This window comes from Riemerella anatipestifer, from assembly GCF_009932355.1.
GTDB classification, from domain to species: domain Bacteria; phylum Bacteroidota; class Bacteroidia; order Flavobacteriales; family Weeksellaceae; genus Riemerella; species Riemerella anatipestifer_E.
In genome coordinates this window covers 1-17609 of record NZ_LEKU01000009.1, presented here as the reverse complement: position 1 = coordinate 17609, position 17609 = coordinate 1, and the positions used below count along the sequence as shown (strand labels likewise).

13 protein-coding genes are annotated in these 17609 nt (G+C 37.3%); 10 read left to right on the top strand and 3 right to left on the bottom strand.

What is annotated here, in order from left to right:
• Positions 1-151 precede the first annotated feature (151 nt).
• From GXW81_RS03655 to GXW81_RS10345, 10 genes are all read left to right on the top strand, one after another.
• Positions 152-601 (top strand): MarR family winged helix-turn-helix transcriptional regulator, encoded by a 450-nt coding sequence (locus tag GXW81_RS03655; RefSeq protein WP_064970168.1) that lies wholly within the window; start codon positions 152-154, stop codon positions 599-601.
• 24 nt (positions 602-625) lie between these two features.
• On the top strand, positions 626-3031 hold the full coding sequence (locus GXW81_RS03650) for a 3-hydroxyacyl-CoA dehydrogenase/enoyl-CoA hydratase family protein (RefSeq protein ID WP_109474944.1): 2406 nt from the start codon (positions 626-628) through the stop codon (positions 3029-3031).
• A 52-nt stretch (positions 3032-3083) separates the two neighbouring features.
• Positions 3084-3464 (top strand): four helix bundle protein, encoded by a 381-nt coding sequence (locus GXW81_RS03645; RefSeq protein WP_161531229.1) that lies wholly within the window; start codon positions 3084-3086, stop codon positions 3462-3464.
• Positions 3465-3500: 36 nt separating this feature from the next.
• Positions 3501-4679, top strand: coding sequence for an acetyl-CoA C-acyltransferase (locus tag GXW81_RS03640; RefSeq protein WP_161531228.1), 1179 nt, complete (start codon positions 3501-3503; stop codon positions 4677-4679).
• Between the two features lie 51 nt (positions 4680-4730).
• Positions 4731-6509 carry an acyl-CoA dehydrogenase family protein gene (locus tag GXW81_RS03635; RefSeq protein ID WP_161531227.1) on the top strand — a complete coding sequence of 593 codons (1779 nt, stop codon included), beginning with the start codon at positions 4731-4733 and terminating at the stop codon, positions 6507-6509.
• Positions 6510-6709: 200 nt separating this feature from the next.
• Positions 6710-8257 carry a type I restriction-modification system subunit M gene (locus tag GXW81_RS03630; RefSeq protein WP_161531226.1) on the top strand — a complete coding sequence of 516 codons (1548 nt, stop codon included), beginning with the start codon at positions 6710-6712 and terminating at the stop codon, positions 8255-8257.
• On the top strand, positions 8254-9453 hold the full coding sequence (locus tag GXW81_RS03625; protein ID WP_161531225.1) for a restriction endonuclease subunit S: 1200 nt from the start codon (positions 8254-8256) through the stop codon (positions 9451-9453). Before GXW81_RS03630 ends, GXW81_RS03625 begins: the two co-directional genes overlap by 4 nt.
• Positions 9454-9462: 9 nt before the next feature.
• Positions 9463-10569 (top strand): AAA family ATPase, encoded by a 1107-nt coding sequence (locus tag GXW81_RS03620; RefSeq protein WP_161531224.1) that lies wholly within the window; start codon positions 9463-9465, stop codon positions 10567-10569.
• Positions 10556-13666, top strand: coding sequence for a type I restriction endonuclease subunit R (locus GXW81_RS03615; protein WP_161531223.1), 3111 nt, complete (start codon positions 10556-10558; stop codon positions 13664-13666). The genes GXW81_RS03620 and GXW81_RS03615 overlap by 14 nt, the downstream gene beginning before the upstream one ends.
• A 39-nt stretch (positions 13667-13705) precedes the next feature.
• Positions 13706-14359 (top strand): hypothetical protein, encoded by a 654-nt coding sequence (locus tag GXW81_RS10345; RefSeq protein ID WP_185153013.1) that lies wholly within the window; start codon positions 13706-13708, stop codon positions 14357-14359.
• 166 nt (positions 14360-14525) lie between these two features.
• On the opposite strand, the gene GXW81_RS03610 is transcribed toward GXW81_RS10345, so the two are convergent.
• Genes GXW81_RS03610 through GXW81_RS03600 form a run of 3 tightly spaced genes read right to left on the bottom strand, consistent with a single transcriptional unit; the run spans position 14526 to position 17119 of the window.
• The gene (locus GXW81_RS03610) at positions 14526-15245 is read right to left on the bottom strand and encodes a DNA-binding domain-containing protein (protein ID WP_161531222.1); all 720 of its coding nucleotides are present in this window, start codon (positions 15243-15245) and stop codon (positions 14526-14528) included.
• Positions 15246-15273: 28 nt separating this feature from the next.
• Positions 15274-16431, bottom strand: coding sequence for a hypothetical protein (locus GXW81_RS03605; protein WP_161531221.1), 1158 nt, complete (start codon positions 16429-16431; stop codon positions 15274-15276).
• A 19-nt stretch (positions 16432-16450) separates the two neighbouring features.
• Positions 16451-17119 (bottom strand): hypothetical protein, encoded by a 669-nt coding sequence (locus tag GXW81_RS03600; RefSeq protein WP_161531220.1) that lies wholly within the window; start codon positions 17117-17119, stop codon positions 16451-16453.
• Positions 17120-17609 lie beyond the last annotated feature (490 nt).

The window sequence follows — 17609 nt, the reverse complement described above, 5'->3', positions numbered from 1 at the left end:
TGATTAGTTTTCGTGTAGAAATTATTTTATATGTCTCGCATATTATTTATAATGTTGATTATTATTGATTTAACTTAAATTTAACATTTAATTATTATGCATGCATAGTATTTTGTATTATATTTGAAGTACAAAGTTTTTAGATATAAAAATGGAATCAAATAAGGATAAAATAGAAAACATAGATTTAATACTTAAATCCACTTGGTTAGCTGTTTCTAGAATGTATTCGGAGAAAGCTCAAGAGCATGATTCAACTACTGTACAGGCACTTACTTTGCTGAAAATAGACCCAAAGAATGGAACTAGAAGCACTAATTTAGGTCCTAAAATGGCGATAGAACCTACTTCGCTTACAAGAATTATTAAACTATTGGAGGATAATGGCTATATTTATAAGGATAAGTCATCTACAGATAAAAGAGAAGTTATTATTAAATTAACTGAAAAGGGCTTAGAGTCTAGAAATCTATCTAAGGCGATGGTACTTAACTTTAACAAATTAATTCTTGAAAGAATTTCACCCGAAAAGCTAGAAGTTTTTAAAGAGGTAACCAATGATATTGTTAAGATTGCTAACGAACTCAATCGTAAAAAATAAATAAAAAATAGAATTATACTTAATATGAAAAGAAGAATTAAACACATTACCGTTCTTGGTTCAGGAATTATGGGTGCTGGTATAGCGGCTCATTTTGCCAATATAGGCGTAGAGGTGCTTATGCTAGATATCGTTCCTTTTGAACTTACAGAAGCGGAACAGAAAAAAGGTCTTACTAAAGAGGATAAAGCCTTTAGAAATAGAATTGCAACTGAAAATTTGGAGAAACTTAAAAAGGCGAGTCCTGCGTTGCTTTATACTCCAAAATTTGCAGATAGAATAACGGTAGGTAACTTTGATGACGATATGTCTAAAATTAAAAATACCGACTGGATTATTGAGGTAGTAGTAGAGAGATTGGATATTAAAAAATCTGTTTACGAAAAGATAGAACAATACAGAAAAGAAGGTACTTTGGTTTCTTCTAATACATCGGGTATTCCTATCCATCTTCTTACTGAGGGTAGAAGCGATGATTTTAAGAAATATTTTGCAGGAACACACTTCTTTAATCCGGTAAGATATTTACCACTTTTAGAAATTATTCCTACTCCAGAGACCGCTCCAGAAGTGGTAGATTTCTATATGGAATATGGAGCTAAATTTTTAGGGAAAACTACAGTTTTAGCGAAAGATACACCAGCCTTTATTGCGAATAGAATAGGCGTTTTTGGTATGATGGATTTACTTCATAAAGTACAAAAACTAGGGTTAAGTGTATCTGATGTAGATAAACTAACAGGTCCAGTAATTGGCAGACCAAAATCTGCAACATTTAGAACGGCAGATGTGGTGGGGCTGGATACACTTGTACACGTGGCTAATGGAGTTAGAGAAAGTGGAGCAGAGGCGGAAGAGTTTAAGGCGGTATTCCAGTTGCCAGATTATATCCAAAAAATGATGGATAATAATTGGCTAGGTTCCAAAACAGAACAAGGTTTCTTTAAGAAAGTTAAAAATGCTGATGGTAAATCAGAAATATTAGGATTAAACTTAGATACCTTAGAATATGAGTTACAAGATAAGTCTTCTTTCCCTACTTTAGAATTAACTAAAAATATTGACAAACCTATTGATAGATTTAAAGTTTTAATAGGTGGTAAAGATAAGGCGGGAGAGTTGTATCGCAGCACTTTGGGAGCATTGTTTGCTTATGTTTCTCACAAAGTTCCAGAAATTTCAGACGAAGTTTATAAGATAGATGATGCTATGCGTGCTGGATTTGGTTGGGAAAATGGCCCTTTTGAAATTTGGGACGCTGTTGGGGTTCAGAAAGGTGTAGAATTGGCCAAAGAAGCTGGGTATGAAGTATCAGATTGGGTTAAATCTTTAGCGGAACAAGGTAAAGCGTTTTATCAAGTGAGTGAAGAAGGTCAGACTTTATACTTTGATAAAACTAAGGCAGATTATCAGTCTATACCAGGGCAAGATGCCTTTATTATTTTAGATAATATTAGAAAAAATAAAACGCTTTGGAGTAATTCTGGTTCGGCGATACAGTATTTAGGTGATGGTATCATCAACTTTGAAATTCGTTCTAAGATGAACTCTCTTGGAGGAGAAGTTTTAGACGGACTTAATAGAGCGATAGACCTAGCAGAAAAGGAATACGATGGTCTAGTAGTGGCTAACCAAGGAGCTAATTTCTCGGTGGGTGCTAACTTAGCTATGATTTTGATGATGGCAATTGACCAAGATTGGGACGATTTGAATATGGCGATTGCTTATTTCCAAAAGTCAATGATGAGGCTTCGTTACTCTTCAATACCAGTGGTGGTAGCTCCGTTTGGAATGACATTAGGTGGTGGTTGTGAAATGACGCTTCACGCTGACCGTGTGGTAGCTGCTGCGGAAACTTACATTGGTCTAGTAGAAGTAGGTGTAGGTGTTATCCCAGGCGGTGGGGGTACTAAAGAAATGACTTTAAGAACCATGAAACAGATGTCTAAAGATGATGTTAAAAACAACCGTCTAAGAGATGCTTTTATGAATATTGCTATGGGTAAAGTAGCCACTTCGGCTTACGAGGCTTACGATATGGATATTCTTCAGCACGGTAAAGACTTTGTGGTAGTCAACAAAAATAGACAGATTGCAGAAGCTAAAAAAGTCGCATTACTAATGGCAGAGCAAGGCTATACACAACCAGTTTCTGAGAAAGTAAGAGTTCTAGGTAAAGATGCGCTAGGTATGTTCTATGTAGGTACAGACCAGATGCTTACAGGTAATTTCATTTCTGAACACGATAAGAAAATTGCAGATAAGTTAGCTTTTGTAATGGCAGGAGGAAACCTTTCCGAAGAAACTTTAGTTACAGAACAGTACCTTCTTAACTTAGAGAGAGAGACTTTCTTACAGCTTTGTGGAGAGAGAAAAACTTTAGAGCGTATCCAATTTATGCTTCAAAAAGGAAAACCACTAAGAAATTAATTTTTTGTTAGATGTTGGATATGAGACTTTAGACCTTGTAAATTGATACTAAATGAGTGCACATCAATTGAATAAATTAGTAGTTTGGCAAAAGGCTATTGCTTTAGCTAAGGAAATTTATCTTATTAGTGAAGTGTTGCCTACGGACGAAAAATTTGGATTGACTTCACAGATGAAAAGGTGTGCTATTTCTATACCTTCTAATATTGCAGAAGGAGCGGGAAGAAATAATCCGAAAGAGTTTATTCATTTTCTAGGGATTGCTTCGGGATCTTGCTACGAACTAGAAACTCAGCTTATTTTATTATCAGAATTACAAATGAAAAATAGTCAAGACATAATGCCTACTTTACAACATTTAACAGAAATACAAAAGATGATTTATAAATTAAAATCAAGTTTAACTTCAAAAGGATTAGAATCTAAACTCTAAGTTCTAAAATCTAATCTCTAAAATTCAATAAAATATATGAAAACAGCATACATAATAAAAGGTTACAGAACAGCTGTAGGCAAGGCACCTAAAGGGTCTTTAAGATTTACAAGACCAGATGTGATGGCAGCTAAAGTAATAGAAAAACTGATGAGCGATGTGCCTCAGTTAGATAAAGATAGAATAGACGACCTCATTGTGGGGAATGCAATGCCAGAGGCAGAACAAGGGCTTAATATAGCGAGGCTGATTTCGCTTATGGGGCTTAATACAGATAAAGTTCCAGGGGTTACAGTGAACAGATATTGTGCTTCAGGGTCTGAAGCTATTGCGATTGCTTCTGCTAAAATTCAGGCAGGTATGGCAGACTGCATCATTGCAGGAGGAACGGAATCTATGAGCTTTATTCCAATGGGTGGGTACAAGCCTGTACCAGAGACGGATATAGCTAAGTCTAATCCTGACTACTATTGGGGAATGGGCTATACAGCAGAAGCGGTGGCAAAACAATACAACATCAGTAGAGAGGAGCAAGATTTGTTCGCTTTTGAATCGCACCAAAAAGCATTAAAAGCGTTGGCGGAAAACAAATTTGTCAATCAAATTGTGCCTATTCCAGTAGAATATACCTTCCTTGATGAAAACCAAAAGCTACAAACTAAATCTTTTGATTTCTCTGTGGACGAAGGTCCTAGAAAAGATACTTCTTTAGAAGGTTTGGCTAAACTAAGACCTGTATTTGCGAATGGCGGAAGCGTTACGGCGGGTAACTCATCACAAATGTCAGACGGAGCAGCATTTGTTATTGTAATGTCTGAGGATATGGTAAAAGAGTTAGGCTTACAGCCTGAAGCAAGATTAGTATCTTATGCCGCGGCAGGTCTAGAACCGAGAATTATGGGTATGGGACCTGTGTACGCTATTCCAAAAGCACTTAAACAAGCAGGTTTACAACTTAAAGATATAGATTTAATAGAGCTTAACGAGGCATTTGCTTCCCAATCGGTAGCGATTAAAAAGGAGTTAGACCTTAATCCAGAGATTGTAAATGTGAATGGAGGTGCTATTGCGTTAGGGCACCCGCTAGGTTGTACAGGTACTAAACTTACCGTTCAGCTTTTGGACGAAATGAGAAAAAGAGGCAGCAAATATGGTATGGTAACTATGTGCGTAGGAACAGGACAGGGAGCAGCAAGTATTTTTGAGCTTTTATAAGAGTTCAAAAATGATTTAATATTTAATAATACAACACTTAAAATTTACAAAATGAGTACAATACTAAAAGGAGGAGAATTTTTAATTAAAGAAACTCCAGCATCACAAATTTTCTCAATAGAGGAACTGTCAGAAGAACAAAAAATGCTTAGAGACTCTGCTAAGGAGTTTATAGATAGAACTGTAATCCCAAACAGGGAGCGTTTCGAAAAGAAAGATTATGCCTTCACAGAAGAGTGTATGAAAGAAATCGGAGCTATGGGCTTTTTAGGAATTTCGGTTCCTGAGTCTTATGGTGGTTTGGGTATGGGCTTTGTAACCACTATGTTGGCTTGCGATTATCTGTCGGGAGCTACGGGGTCTTTGGCTACGGCATACGGAGCACATACAGGTATCGGTACGCTGCCTATTTTACTTTACGGAACGGAAGCTCAAAAACAAAAATACCTACCAGACTTAGCTACGGGGGCTAAATTTGGAGCTTACTGCCTTACAGAGCCAGATGCAGGGTCTGATGCCAACAGCGGAAAAACTAAGGCAAGACTTTCGGAAGATGGTAAACATTACATCATCAACGGTCAAAAAATGTGGATTTCTAATGCAGGGTTTGCAGATACCTTCACTTTCTTTGCTAAAATAGATGACGATAAAAATATCACAGGGTTTGTGGTTAATCGTTCCGAGTTAGAAAATCCAGAAAGTCTAACTTTTGGGGAGGAAGAGCATAAACTCGGTATCCGTGCTTCTTCTACGCGTCAGGTGTTCTTTAATGATATGAAAGTCCCTGTAGAGTGTCTTTTAGGAGAGAGAAACAATGGGTTTAAAATCGCTCTTAACGCGCTTAATGTGGGTAGAATTAAACTTGCTGCAGCTTGCTTAGATGCTCAAAGAAGAATCCTTAGCTATTCTATCCAATATGCTAACGAGAGAAAGCAGTTCGGAACTTCTATTTCTACTTTTGGGGCTATCCGTAAGAAAGTAGCGGAAATGGCAACCGGTATATTTGTGAGTGAAGCAGGTTCTTACCGTGCGGCTAAAGATGTTCAGGATAAGATAGATGAACTCGTAGCGGGAGGAATGAACCACCAAGAGGCAGAGCTGAAAGGAGTAGAGGAGTATGCAGTAGAATGTTCTATATTAAAAGTATTCGTGTCTGATTTGTTGCAACACTCAGCTGATGAGGGGATTCAGATTTTTGGAGGAATGGGCTTCTCGGAGGATACACCAATGGAAGCGGCTTGGAGAGACTCTAGAATTTCTAGAATCTACGAAGGAACCAACGAAATTAACCGACTACTCGCTGTAGGTATGTTGATTAAAAAAGCGATGAAAGGACAAATAGACTTAATGTCTCCAGCAATGGCAGTAGGTAAGGAGCTGATGTCTATCCCGTCTTTTGAAACGCCAGATTATTCTGCATTTATGAGTGAAGAAAAGGCGATGATTGCCAACCTTAAAAAGGTCTTCTTAATGGTTTCAGGAGCGGCTTTACAGAAGTATATGATGGATATTGAAAAACAACAACACCTTCTACTAAATGCATCTGAAATTCTTAACCAAATTTATATGGCAGAGTCTGCTATTTTAAGAGCAGAGAAGCATTACGCACCAGATTCTGCAGAAGCAGCGATGGCACAGCTAAACCTTTATAAGGCGGTAGAGAAGATTATTGTATCTGCTAAAGAAGGTATTGTATCTTTTGCAGAAGGCGATGAGCAAAGAATGATGCTTTCTGGTCTTAGAAGATTTACTAAATATACCAACACCCCTAATGTAATTGCCCTTACCGAAAAAGTAGCAAAACACTTTATTGAAAAAGGAGGGTATTAAGAGTAAATAGTACCATTGTATAAAAACCGTCTCATTGAGGCGGTTTTTTGTTTTAGATTTATAAGAGGGGTTTTGTGTGATTTATTAATTTAGAATATGTGAAATATTACGTAATGTAGAGGGGTGGTCAGGGCTTAGAGAGTTTTTATATTGAAAAAAATAGAGTTATCTTAGCGGATTAAAATTAGATAGTAGGAAATATGACAAACATAGCACAGCGACAGCAATTACAAAATAATATTTGGAAGATTGCCAATGAAGTTAGAGGTGCGGTTGATGGCTGGGACTTTAAGCAATTTGTTTTAGGGACGCTTTTTTACCGTTTTATCAGTGAGAATTTTGCTAACTATATAGAGGCTGGAGATGAAAGTATCAATTATGCAGCGTTACCCAATGAGGTTATTACTCCAGAAATAAAAGAAGATGCCATCAAAACGAAAGGCTATTTTATTTATCCTAGTCAGTTGTTTGTGAATATTGCTAAACATGCCAATACCAATCCTAACCTGAATACCGATTTAAAAGCCATTTTTGACGCCATCGAAAGCTCGGCTAACGGCTATCCTTCGGAATCAGACATCAAGGGATTATTTGCCGATTTTGATACCACAAGCACAAGGTTGGGTAATACCGTAGAACAAAAGAATGCTCGTTTAGCAGCCGTATTAAAGGGAGTAGAGGAGTTAAATTTCGGTAATTTTGAGGAAAATCATATCGATCTCTTTGGTGATGCGTATGAGTTTCTTATTTCTAATTATGCTGCTAATGCAGGGAAGTCGGGTGGAGAATTTTTCACGCCACAACATGTGTCCAAACTTATAGCTCGTTTGGCGATGCACAAGCAACAAAAGGTTAATAAAATCTATGATCCTGCAGCAGGTTCGGGGTCTTTACTGCTCCAAGCTAAAAAACATTTTGACAACCATATTATCGAGGAAGGTTTTTTCGGGCAGGAAATCAATCATACCACTTACAACCTTGCGCGTATGAATATGTTTCTGCATAATATCAATTACGACAAATTTGAGATTGTACTTGGCGATACTCTTACGGCACCGCAATTTGGCAATCAAAAACCTTTTGACGCCATTGTGTCTAACCCTCCATATTCGATAAAGTGGATTGGAAGCGATGACCCTACACTAATTAACGACGAGCGTTTTGCTCCAGCGGGTGTGTTAGCTCCTAAATCTAAGGCAGATTTTGCTTTTGTACTACATGCCTTGAGTTATCTTTCCGCAAAAGGCAGGGCGGCTATTGTTTGTTTCCCTGGTATTTTTTACCGTGGCGGTGCAGAGCAGAAAATCAGAAAGTATTTGGTGGACAATAACTATGTGGAAACCGTTATTTCTTTGGCTCCTAATATGTTTTACGGTACTTCTATCGCGGTAAATATTTTGGTGCTTTCTAAACATAAAACCGACAATAAAACCCAGTTTATTGATGCCAGCGGAGAAGATTTCTTTAAGAAAGTAACCAATAATAATGTGTTGGAAGACCACCATATTGAGCGTATTATAGACATCTTTGACACCAAAGAAGAGGTGCCGCATGTATCGGCAACCGTAGATAACGCTAAAGTTGCTGATAACGATTACAACCTATCTGTAAGCTCTTATGTGAAGCCAAAGGATACTCGGGAAAAGCCAGATATTAAAACTCTAAACAAAGAAATTGACCAAACAGTAGGTAAAATAAACCAACTGCGTGCGGAGATTGATGCCATTATAAAGGAGATTGAGCTATGAGCTATTTAGATAAATTATTGCAGGGAGCACCTGTAGAGTGGAAAACATTAGGAGAAGTAGCGGATTATGAACAACCTACTAAATATATAGTTAAATCAAATGTTTATAGTAATCATTTTTCTGTTCCAGTCTTAACAGCAGGTAAAACCTTTATTCTAGGTTATACTGACGAAACGATAGGAGTTTATAGAGCTTCAAAAAAGCCTGTTGTTATTTTTGATGATTTTACTACTGCCAATAAGTGGGTCGATTTTGACTTCAAAGTTAAATCTTCCGCTATGAAAATGATAACATCAAAAGATGAATCTAAAACACTGTTAAAATATATTTACTACTATTTAAATACTTTGCCAAGTGGCTTAATAGAGGGAGATCATAAAAGACAATGGATAAGTAACTACTCCAATAAAAAAATCCCCATTCCTCCACTTTCGGTGCAAGAGGAAATTGTTCGTATTTTGGATAAGTTTACAGCGCTGGAAGCGGAGCTGGAAGCGGAGCTGGAAGCGGAGCTGGACTGCCGTAAACGGCAGTATGAATACTACCGCGATTATTTGCTCACCGTTAATGAACAAGGTCTGATGAATAACCAAAAAGTGGAATGGAAGACTTTGGGAGATACAAGTATATTTGAAGTATCTTCTGGGGGAACGCCTTCAAAATCCCAAAAAAAATTTTGGGAAGGAGGAAACATTCCTTGGCTTAAATCAGAATCATGTAATAATGAGTCTGTTTATTTTGCAAAAAATTTTATTACAGAGTTAGGGTTAAAGCAATCAAGTGCAAAACTTTTAAGTAGAAATACAACTCTCATGGCTTTAGTTGGTGCAACCATTTTTAAAACAGCATTTTTAGAATTCGAAGCTACAACTAATCAAAATATTGCATCTATTAAATCATTAAATCAAGATGCTGTAAATGATAAATTTGTATTTTACTATATGACAAATTTGTATGAAACTCTCAAATCAGAAATGAGAAGTTATAGTATGTTAAATCTTACAACATTGAGACAATTTAAAGTGCCTATCCCTCCAATAGAAGAGCAAGAGCGTGTTGTAGCGATATTAGACAAGTTTGATACCCTTACTCACTCCATTAGTGAAGGGCTACCGAAAGAAATAGAACTCCGTAAAAAACAATACGAATATTATAGAGATCAGTTGTTAAGTTTTTCAAAAAATGAGATAAATTAATAAGTAATCATGGGACAATCTTTGACTGAAATAGCTCAAAAACTTAAAGATAATGACAAAAAAGTCCAATTGATTTATGCCTTTAACGGGACAGGAAAGACGAGGCTATCTAGAGAGTTTAAGGATTTGATAGCTCCTAAAAATGAAGACGAAGAAGAGGAAAGAAAAGTAAAAATAATCTATTATAATGCGTTTACTGAAGATCTATTCTATTGGGATAATGATTTAGATTTAGATGCAGATCGAAGATTAAAAATTCAACCCAATGGATACACTAAATGGATACTTGAAGATCAAGGACAAGATGGTAATATTATAAATCATTTCCAGCGTTATACAAATGATAAATTAGAGCCTCGTTTTAATGAAGATTTCTCTGAGGTTCGTTTTTCGTTTAGGCGAGGAGATGATTCAGCGTCTGATAATGTAAAAATATCTAAGGGAGAAGAAAGCTGCTTTATTTGGAGTGTTTTTTACAGTTTATTGGAACAAACAATTAATGTACTCAATGTAGTGGAAGAATCTGATAGAGACACAGATCAGTTTAATGATTTGAAATATGTTTTTATAGATGATCCAGTAAGTTCATTAGACGACAACCATCTCATTGAGTTAGCCGTTAATTTAGCAACTCTTATAAAAAAATCTAATGGTTTAAAATTTATTATTTCTACACATAATCCTCTATTCTATAATGTTGTCTTTAATGAGCTTGGCAAGAATAAGGTGTGTTATATGCTAAATAAATTTGAAGATGGCACCTATGATTTGACTGAAAAAAACGGTGACTCTAATAAAAGTTTTTCTTACCATCTTTTTTTAAAACAAACCATTGAGGAGGCTATTAGCAACAATACTATTCAGAAGTATCATTTTACGCTTATTAGGAATCTTTATGAGAAGACGGCTAATTTTTTAGGGTATCCAAAATGGTCGCAATTGCTACCGGATGATAAGGAGCTCTATTATAATAGGGTAATTCAATTCACCAGTCATTCAACATTATCCAATGAAGTAATACCAGAACCTACGGAGCCTGAAAAACAAATTATAAAACGTTTACTTAAACATCTTATTGATAATCATAATTATTGGAAAAATAATGAAACAGTATAGTCCTATTGCAGAGTCCAATCATTTTATCGTATTAGATAATTACACTAAATATTCTGAAGTCAACGATCCGCCAGCATCTTACCAAACCGAAGCCCAGCTTGAGCAGGAGTTTATCCAAGATTTGGTAAATCAAGGGTATGAATACCGTACCGACCTCCACACTTATGAAGACTTATTAGCGAATATAAGAATACAATTACAGGAGCTGAATCATGTTACTTTCTCAGACGCCGAATGGCTACGGTTTGTAAAAGAGTATCTCGATAAGCCCAGCGACAACCTTATCGAAAAAACCGAAAAAATACAAAATTCCCATCGTTATGATTTTGTATTTGATGATGGGCGTCTCCAAAACATTTATTTGGTGGATAAAGCGAATGTATCACGAAACAAAATACAGGTTATCTCTCAATTTGAGCAGAAAGGCAAACATCTTAACCGCTACGATGTTACTATTTTGGTTAACGGACTTCCTTTGGTACAGGTAGAACTAAAAAGGCGTGGTATGCCTATCCGTGAGGCTTTTAACCAAGTCCACCGTTACAGTAAAGAAAGTTTCAACAGCGAAAACTCACTTTACAAATATGTGCAGATTTTCGTAATATCTAACGGTACAGATAGCCGTTACTTTGCCAACACCACCAAGCGGGATAAAAACAGTTTCGACTTTACCATGAACTGGGCAAGGGCAGACAATACCATCATTAAAGATCTTAAAGACTTTACGGCTACTTTTTTCCAAAAGCACACTTTGCTGAAGGTATTACTTACCTATTCAGTTTTTGATGCCAATAATACGCTCCTTATCATGAGACCGTACCAAATAGCGGCAGTGGAGCGGATTCTTTGGAAGATTGAAAGCGCATACCAAGCCAAAAAATGGTCAACTACCGAAGGTGGCGGCTATATATGGCATACCACGGGTTCGGGCAAGACGCTTACCAGTTTTAAAGCAGCAAGATTAGCCACCCAGTTAGAGTTTATAGACAAAGTGTTCTTTGTGGTTGATCGTAAGGATTTAGATTTCCAAACGATGAAGGAGTATCAAAAGTTTTCTCCCGATAGCGTAAACGGATCTGAAAGTACCGCAGGGCTTAAAAGAAATATTGAGAAAGCCGATAATAAGAAGATTATTGTTACCACTATACAGAAGCTCAATAACCTTATGAGGAGCGAGGATAACTTGCCGATTTATGATAAGCAAGTGGTTTTTATTTTTGATGAAGCCCACCGTTCGCAGTTTGGGGAAGCTCAAAAAAACTTAAAGAAGAAGTTTAAAAAATTCTATCAGTTTGGTTTTACGGGGACGCCTATTTTCCCAGACAATGCTTTAGGCTCAGAAACTACTGCTAGTGTATTTGGTCGGGAGTTGCATTCGTATGTGATTACCGATGCCATTAGAGATGAAAAGGTACTGAAGTTTAAAGTGGACTATAACAATGTCCGCCCGAAGTTCCGAACCATTGAAGCTGAACAAGACGAGAAGAAACTAAGTGCTGCCGAAACTAAGGAAGCCTTACAACATCCGGCAAGAATTAAGGAAATCTCCCAGTATATTTTACAAAACTTCCGCATAAAAACCCACCGAAATAAGGGAAGTAACAGCGGTTTTAATGCCATGTTTGCGGTGAGTAATGTGGACGCAGCAAAGCACTATTACGAAGAGCTGAACCGTTTGCAGGCAGGGGCTGAAAAACCTTTAAAAATTGCTACCATATTCTCTTTTGCGGCTAATGAAGAACAGAGTGCTGTGGGAGAAATCCCCGATGAGAACTTTGAGCCTTCTGCACTCAACTCTACTGCTAAAGAGTTTCTAACGAAAGCCATTCAGGATTATAACACGCTGTTTAAAACCAATTACAGTGTGGATGGTAAGGAGTTTCAAAACTATTACCGAGATTTGTCCAATCGGGTAAAGGGGAAAGAGATTGACTTGATTATTGTGGTGGGCATGTTCCTTACGGGGTTTGATGCACCTACTTTAAACACGCTTTTTGTAGATAAAAACTTGCGTTACCACGGGCTTATACAAGCTTTCTCCCGCACCAACCGTATTTATAATGCCACTAAGACTTTTGGGAATATTGTAACCTTCCGAGATTTGGAACAGGCTACGATAGACGCCATTACGCTTTTTGGGGATAAGAATACTAAAAATGTGGTGCTTGAAAAAAGTTATCAGGAGTATTTACAAGGTTTTACCGATTTCGTTACAGGAAAGGCACACAGAGGGTATATAGAAGTGGTAAAAGAACTGAATGAAAAATTCCCGAAGGTGGACGACATCATAACGGAGAAAGACAAAAAAGAGTTTGTTAAACTTTTTGGCGAATATCTACGAGTAGAAAACATTTTGCAGAATTACGATGAGTTTACCATTCTCAAAGAACTCCAAACTTTAGACCCTACAGATGCTGAGGCGGTAGAAAACTTTAAGGAAACTTATTTTGTAACCGATGAACAAATGGCATCGATGCAGGAGGTAGAAATGCTTAAAGACCGAGTGGTGCAAGATTACCGTTCTACTTACAACGACATACGCGACTGGTTAAGAAAGGAAAGGTCGGGAAAAGAAGCTGAAACCTCAACCCTTGACTGGGACGATGTGGTGTTTGAAATAGACTTGCTGAAATCGCAAGAGATTAATATTGATTATATTTTTGAACTGCTTTTTGAGCATAATAAAAAGAAAAAAGACAAAGCGGCTTTGATTGAGGAGATACGCAGGGTTATCCGTGCCAGTATAGGGCACAGAGCAAAAGAGAGTTTGATAGTTGATTTTATCAACGAAACCAATCTTGATGCTATTGAGGATAAGGCTGGTATTATGGAGGCTTTCTTTGCTTTTGCCCAAGGCAGACAGAAAGCTGAAGCCGAGGCACTCATTGCGGAGGAGCACCTAAATGAGGCGGAAGCTAAACGCTACCTCACGATTTCCCTAAAGCGTGAAAAAGCCAGCGATAGCGGAACGGATCTCAATGCTCTATTGCCTAAGATGAGTCCTTTAAACCCTCAATATCTTACCAAAAAGAAAAGCGTATTTCAGAAAATAACGGCGTTTGTAGAAAAGTTTAAAGGCGTGGGTGGCGAACTTTAAAAGGGGAAAGATTTTTATAACTAATTTAAGATTAATACTATGGAAATTAACGGCGTAGAAACTAACAATATATTAGAAAATTCAAAATTTTGGATACAGTTTATATCTGCAATTATTGTAACTGTAATTTCTGTCTTGTCTTTGCCTCACATAATTCAGTTGCTTAGTGCCTATGGTAGGAGAAAGTTTTTCAACAATATAGATGGAGTAGAAGTTATTAGCTTTTTTGAAAAACATGCTCCAGAATATTATAACGACTTTCGTTTACCTAAAATGATAGAGGACGATTTTTACATTAACACCGGAATAAGAGCTGATATAGAGTCTATCAAAAAATATACTGACCTTAAAAAAACTACTGGAGCTACATGGGAGGATATTAGAATTGCGAAACCTTATTTCCGTATTGAAGAACGGGGGATTCAGGTGGAAGTTAGTAAATGTGAAAGAGTTTTTAGTAATATAGTTGTATTCGTTAGTTTATCCATTATCATATTAGGGGTTATAGGATTTATACTTTTAATTCCTATGATTTTAGAACAAGATGGAATGAGAAATTATTTTACTGCTGCATTTGCTTTAGGTCTTTCTTGTTTTATAGGATACTCTTTTATGAAGTCAGTTAATTCTATACGTTTAGCAAAAAGAGTGGAAGACAACTTAAAAAAGAAACGCAAGGATAACACTGAATAAATAATATAAATTTACCACCCCGTTGCCTTACCTAGCAACGCACAGGTGTAGCCTAAGGCAACGCAGCGTTGCAGGGTAAAGCAACGCATAGGCGTAAAAAAGAACACTTCGGTTGGCAATTTGCCAACCGAAGTGTTGCTTTATAAAACTTAACTGAAAACCGCTACTATACAATCACGATAGGGGTAGATAAAGTTTCTGTTCTAGGGTCTTTGAGGAGTGTGTTGCCTTTAGTGAACTGTGTCGTGAGGCTGAGTTCATAATTTCCTGCTTCTAAATCTGCAGGAACGAGAATGAGTAACCTTGACGGCTCATTAAGCACAATATGCTCTGCTGAGAGTTTCACTTCTTGCTGAGTGTCTAGGTTTTTAAAGACGATGCCGTTTTTAGGGTCATTGCCGTCTATTTTAATGAAAGTGCCTTTGATTTCCGCATTCTTACCTTTGGTAAGTGTGCCGTCTGCTTTGCCTGTGGCTTTATCCGTAATGCTGAATACGCTCATTGGGCTGGACTGTTCGCCTAGGATTTCTACCTTGGTGTCAGCTACCGCTTTTCTAAGGTCTAGACCTTGGTTCACATTGACATAAACGGAGTGTTTCTCTTTATCCCAAGTTTTGTCGTAAAACACGCCCTTAATGGCAGGACGCATATACACCAGTCCTGTATTTACACTATAACCGTTGAGTACTAGCTCTGAGGCTTTGCGGTTAAAACGAGTGATAATATCTACTGCGGTCTCGGTTTGTATCTCCATACCCTCTTTTTTGAGGGCATTTACAATTTCTGTAATGCCAAGGCTACCACCTAGGAGTGGCACGGCTACAAAATCGTTAGGGTCATCTTTGGTGAGTAGGTTGGGACGCAGCCACGCTTTTAGTGTATTCATAATATTGATATTTTTTTAGATAGTTAAACTAGTTTCTTTTTAAAGCAAAAATGTAATCTTCCATCCATCTAGACATATTAGCTAAACTATGAGCATCAGTGTCTTTGAACAACCCATTAGGTTGTAAAGATATTTTTACATAATAAGTCTTTTCGGCATTGGTATTATTGTCTACCAACCAAACACCAGAAGCAACTTGATATAAGTCTCCCGAATTAAAAGAACACGAAATTAATGTAGGCGACCCGGGTATAACCGCTGTTTTATAAGCACCTTCTTGCATGGTTTCATCTATACTCGCTCTAACCCAAACAGAACTTCCCGTAGGCAAAAGTACTTCTGCAGGAGCGGCAGTAACTAAATAAGCACAATAAATAGCCCATTTCCCCGGAGGTAAGGTAATAGATTGACCTGAATATCGGTGTAAATGTAAACCACGTGCAGAATTTTGTTGTATAGAGTAAAAAGTTTCATTGGGCATAATATTCGTTTCAATAGGTGCGTTACCGTAAATCATTTCTACTCCACTAGGTATGGTAGGATTAGTTCTACTTACCACTCCTAAAGTACCATCGGGTTTTGCAACTACGGCTTTAGTATATTCGTTTTCCAAAGAGGTAGCATCAGTCATTTGGTTGATTTTAGCATTGCCATTGACCTCTAGTTTTTGCGATGGGCTTTGGGTGCCTATCCCTACATTGCCACCTCCCATAAACGAGAGGTTATTAGTCCCTAGAGTTACCGTTCTGTTACCTGCTAGTGTGCCGTCTGCAGTATAGATATTGGCAGTTACTGGAGAGGTTCCTCCTAGAGGCTTCCATGTACCCCCACTAAGCGTGTTGCTTTTATTTTCATAGTAGTAAAACCCAAAGGTAACATCTACATTACCAATAGCAGATTTACCTGTTGCTGTATTATATACTATCATACCGTCTAAACGGTTAGGGTAAGAAGCTCCTATCCCGTTAGGGGTAGCCACTAAAGTAGATAACTTAGTAAGGTCGGTTCTAGGAAATACGAGCCCTTTACCTATATTGGTAGTTCCGTTCCAAGATGATGACGAAGAAACATCTAAAAATGGAGTTTGGGAAGGGATAGTGTTTTGTAAAATATTGGAGTTGGTTTTTATCTGGGCAAAAGAGAAAGTACTTGCCACTAGTATTGTAATAAGAATGTATTTTTTCATAATCAATGGTATTTTATTATTAGTATCCTGAGGCATTCATCCAAACCACTCCGTCAGAGATATAGCAAGCGGTCATACCTGCATCTAAAACCCCCATTTGTCCTAGTGGTTGAGGGTCTATGATAATTCCATTCGGGCTTGGGTTATAAAAACATAAAACTCTACCTTTACTTTTTTCGGGAGCGGGGAACTTCATAAGAGTAGGGTCTCCTGTAAGATGCACAAAGTAGTCAGGTTTATCATAAGGAGTTCCAGTTTCATCTTTATCTATGGTAATCACCGTTCTGTCATCTCTACGAATGTTTTTGATAAAACTGCTATTACCAACACCTACCCATTTGGTGCCGTTAAAAAAGTAATAGCCTCTCCCAATAATTTCTTCTACTTTTGCATCAGTGCCTGTATAGGAGGCTATTGTACCACCTCCATCTTCTGCTTTAGCATCATCTACTACATAGACTAATGTTCCCTCTTGAGGAGAAGGCATCTTAGCGACTCTTGTTTTAGATAACTTAGGCACAATAATGCCCTCGTTAGTTGCGCCTAACAAGTTAGTTGTATTGGGTTTTATCTCTAAAGTAGCATTGGGAGATGAGGTGTTAATCCCCACTTTACCCTCGGTTTGTCCGTAAGCTATTAGACTTAGACCTAAAAAGGCACCTACACTTAGTTTGGTTGTTTTTTTCATAATGTTTAATTTTAAAAGTTGATATTTAATTGTTTAAGATTATAGAGGTTAGATATTGGATTTTAGATTTTAGAGATTGTATTCTAGACTTAAAGGTTGAGGAGATACTAAACTCTAACCTCTCATATCTCACCTCTAACCATAAAAAACGCCTTTCCCCTCTAAACACACACAAAACGAGAGGAAAGGCTAAAGCAGAAAGAAAGTAAAAACTCCCTCTCTGAACGCTAAAAGCACCTAACAAAAACGACCATGTTATGAGACAAAACAATGGTGCTTTTAGCATGTATTTATGAAAGCTAAAATTAGAATGGTATAAACGAAAAAATCCGCCAACGAAAGTTGGTGGTATTATATTTACAATTAACGATAAAAGTTGAAGTAATTTTCTAGATAATACGACGCATACCCACGAAACTATTTGTGTGTGTGTGTGTGTGTGTGTGTGTGTGTGTGTGTGTGTGTGTGTGTGTTTACGAAATTATTTGGA

What these genes read in the sequence shown, in the direction of transcription:
- GXW81_RS03600 (WP_161531220.1), bottom strand. Translation starts at nt 17,119, where the DNA reads ATGAAAAAAACAACCAAACTAAGTGTAGGTGCCTTTTTAGGTCTAAGT.
- GXW81_RS03635 (WP_161531227.1), top strand. Translation starts at nt 4,731, where the DNA reads ATGAGTACAATACTAAAAGGAGGAGAATTTTTAATTAAAGAAACTCCA.
- GXW81_RS10345 (WP_185153013.1), top strand. Translation starts at nt 13,706, where the DNA reads ATGGAAATTAACGGCGTAGAAACTAACAATATATTAGAAAATTCAAAA.
- GXW81_RS03640 (WP_161531228.1), top strand. Translation starts at nt 3,501, where the DNA reads ATGAAAACAGCATACATAATAAAAGGTTACAGAACAGCTGTAGGCAAG.
- GXW81_RS03655 (WP_064970168.1), top strand. Translation starts at nt 152, where the DNA reads ATGGAATCAAATAAGGATAAAATAGAAAACATAGATTTAATACTTAAA.
- GXW81_RS03605 (WP_161531221.1), bottom strand. Translation starts at nt 16,431, where the DNA reads ATGAAAAAATACATTCTTATTACAATACTAGTGGCAAGTACTTTCTCT.
- GXW81_RS03615 (WP_161531223.1), top strand. Translation starts at nt 10,556, where the DNA reads ATGAAACAGTATAGTCCTATTGCAGAGTCCAATCATTTTATCGTATTA.
- GXW81_RS03630 (WP_161531226.1), top strand. Translation starts at nt 6,710, where the DNA reads ATGACAAACATAGCACAGCGACAGCAATTACAAAATAATATTTGGAAG.
- GXW81_RS03610 (WP_161531222.1), bottom strand. Translation starts at nt 15,245, where the DNA reads ATGAATACACTAAAAGCGTGGCTGCGTCCCAACCTACTCACCAAAGAT.
- GXW81_RS03625 (WP_161531225.1), top strand. Translation starts at nt 8,254, where the DNA reads ATGAGCTATTTAGATAAATTATTGCAGGGAGCACCTGTAGAGTGGAAA.
- GXW81_RS03620 (WP_161531224.1), top strand. Translation starts at nt 9,463, where the DNA reads ATGGGACAATCTTTGACTGAAATAGCTCAAAAACTTAAAGATAATGAC.
- GXW81_RS03650 (WP_109474944.1), top strand. Translation starts at nt 626, where the DNA reads ATGAAAAGAAGAATTAAACACATTACCGTTCTTGGTTCAGGAATTATG.
- GXW81_RS03645 (WP_161531229.1), top strand. Translation starts at nt 3,084, where the DNA reads ATGAGTGCACATCAATTGAATAAATTAGTAGTTTGGCAAAAGGCTATT.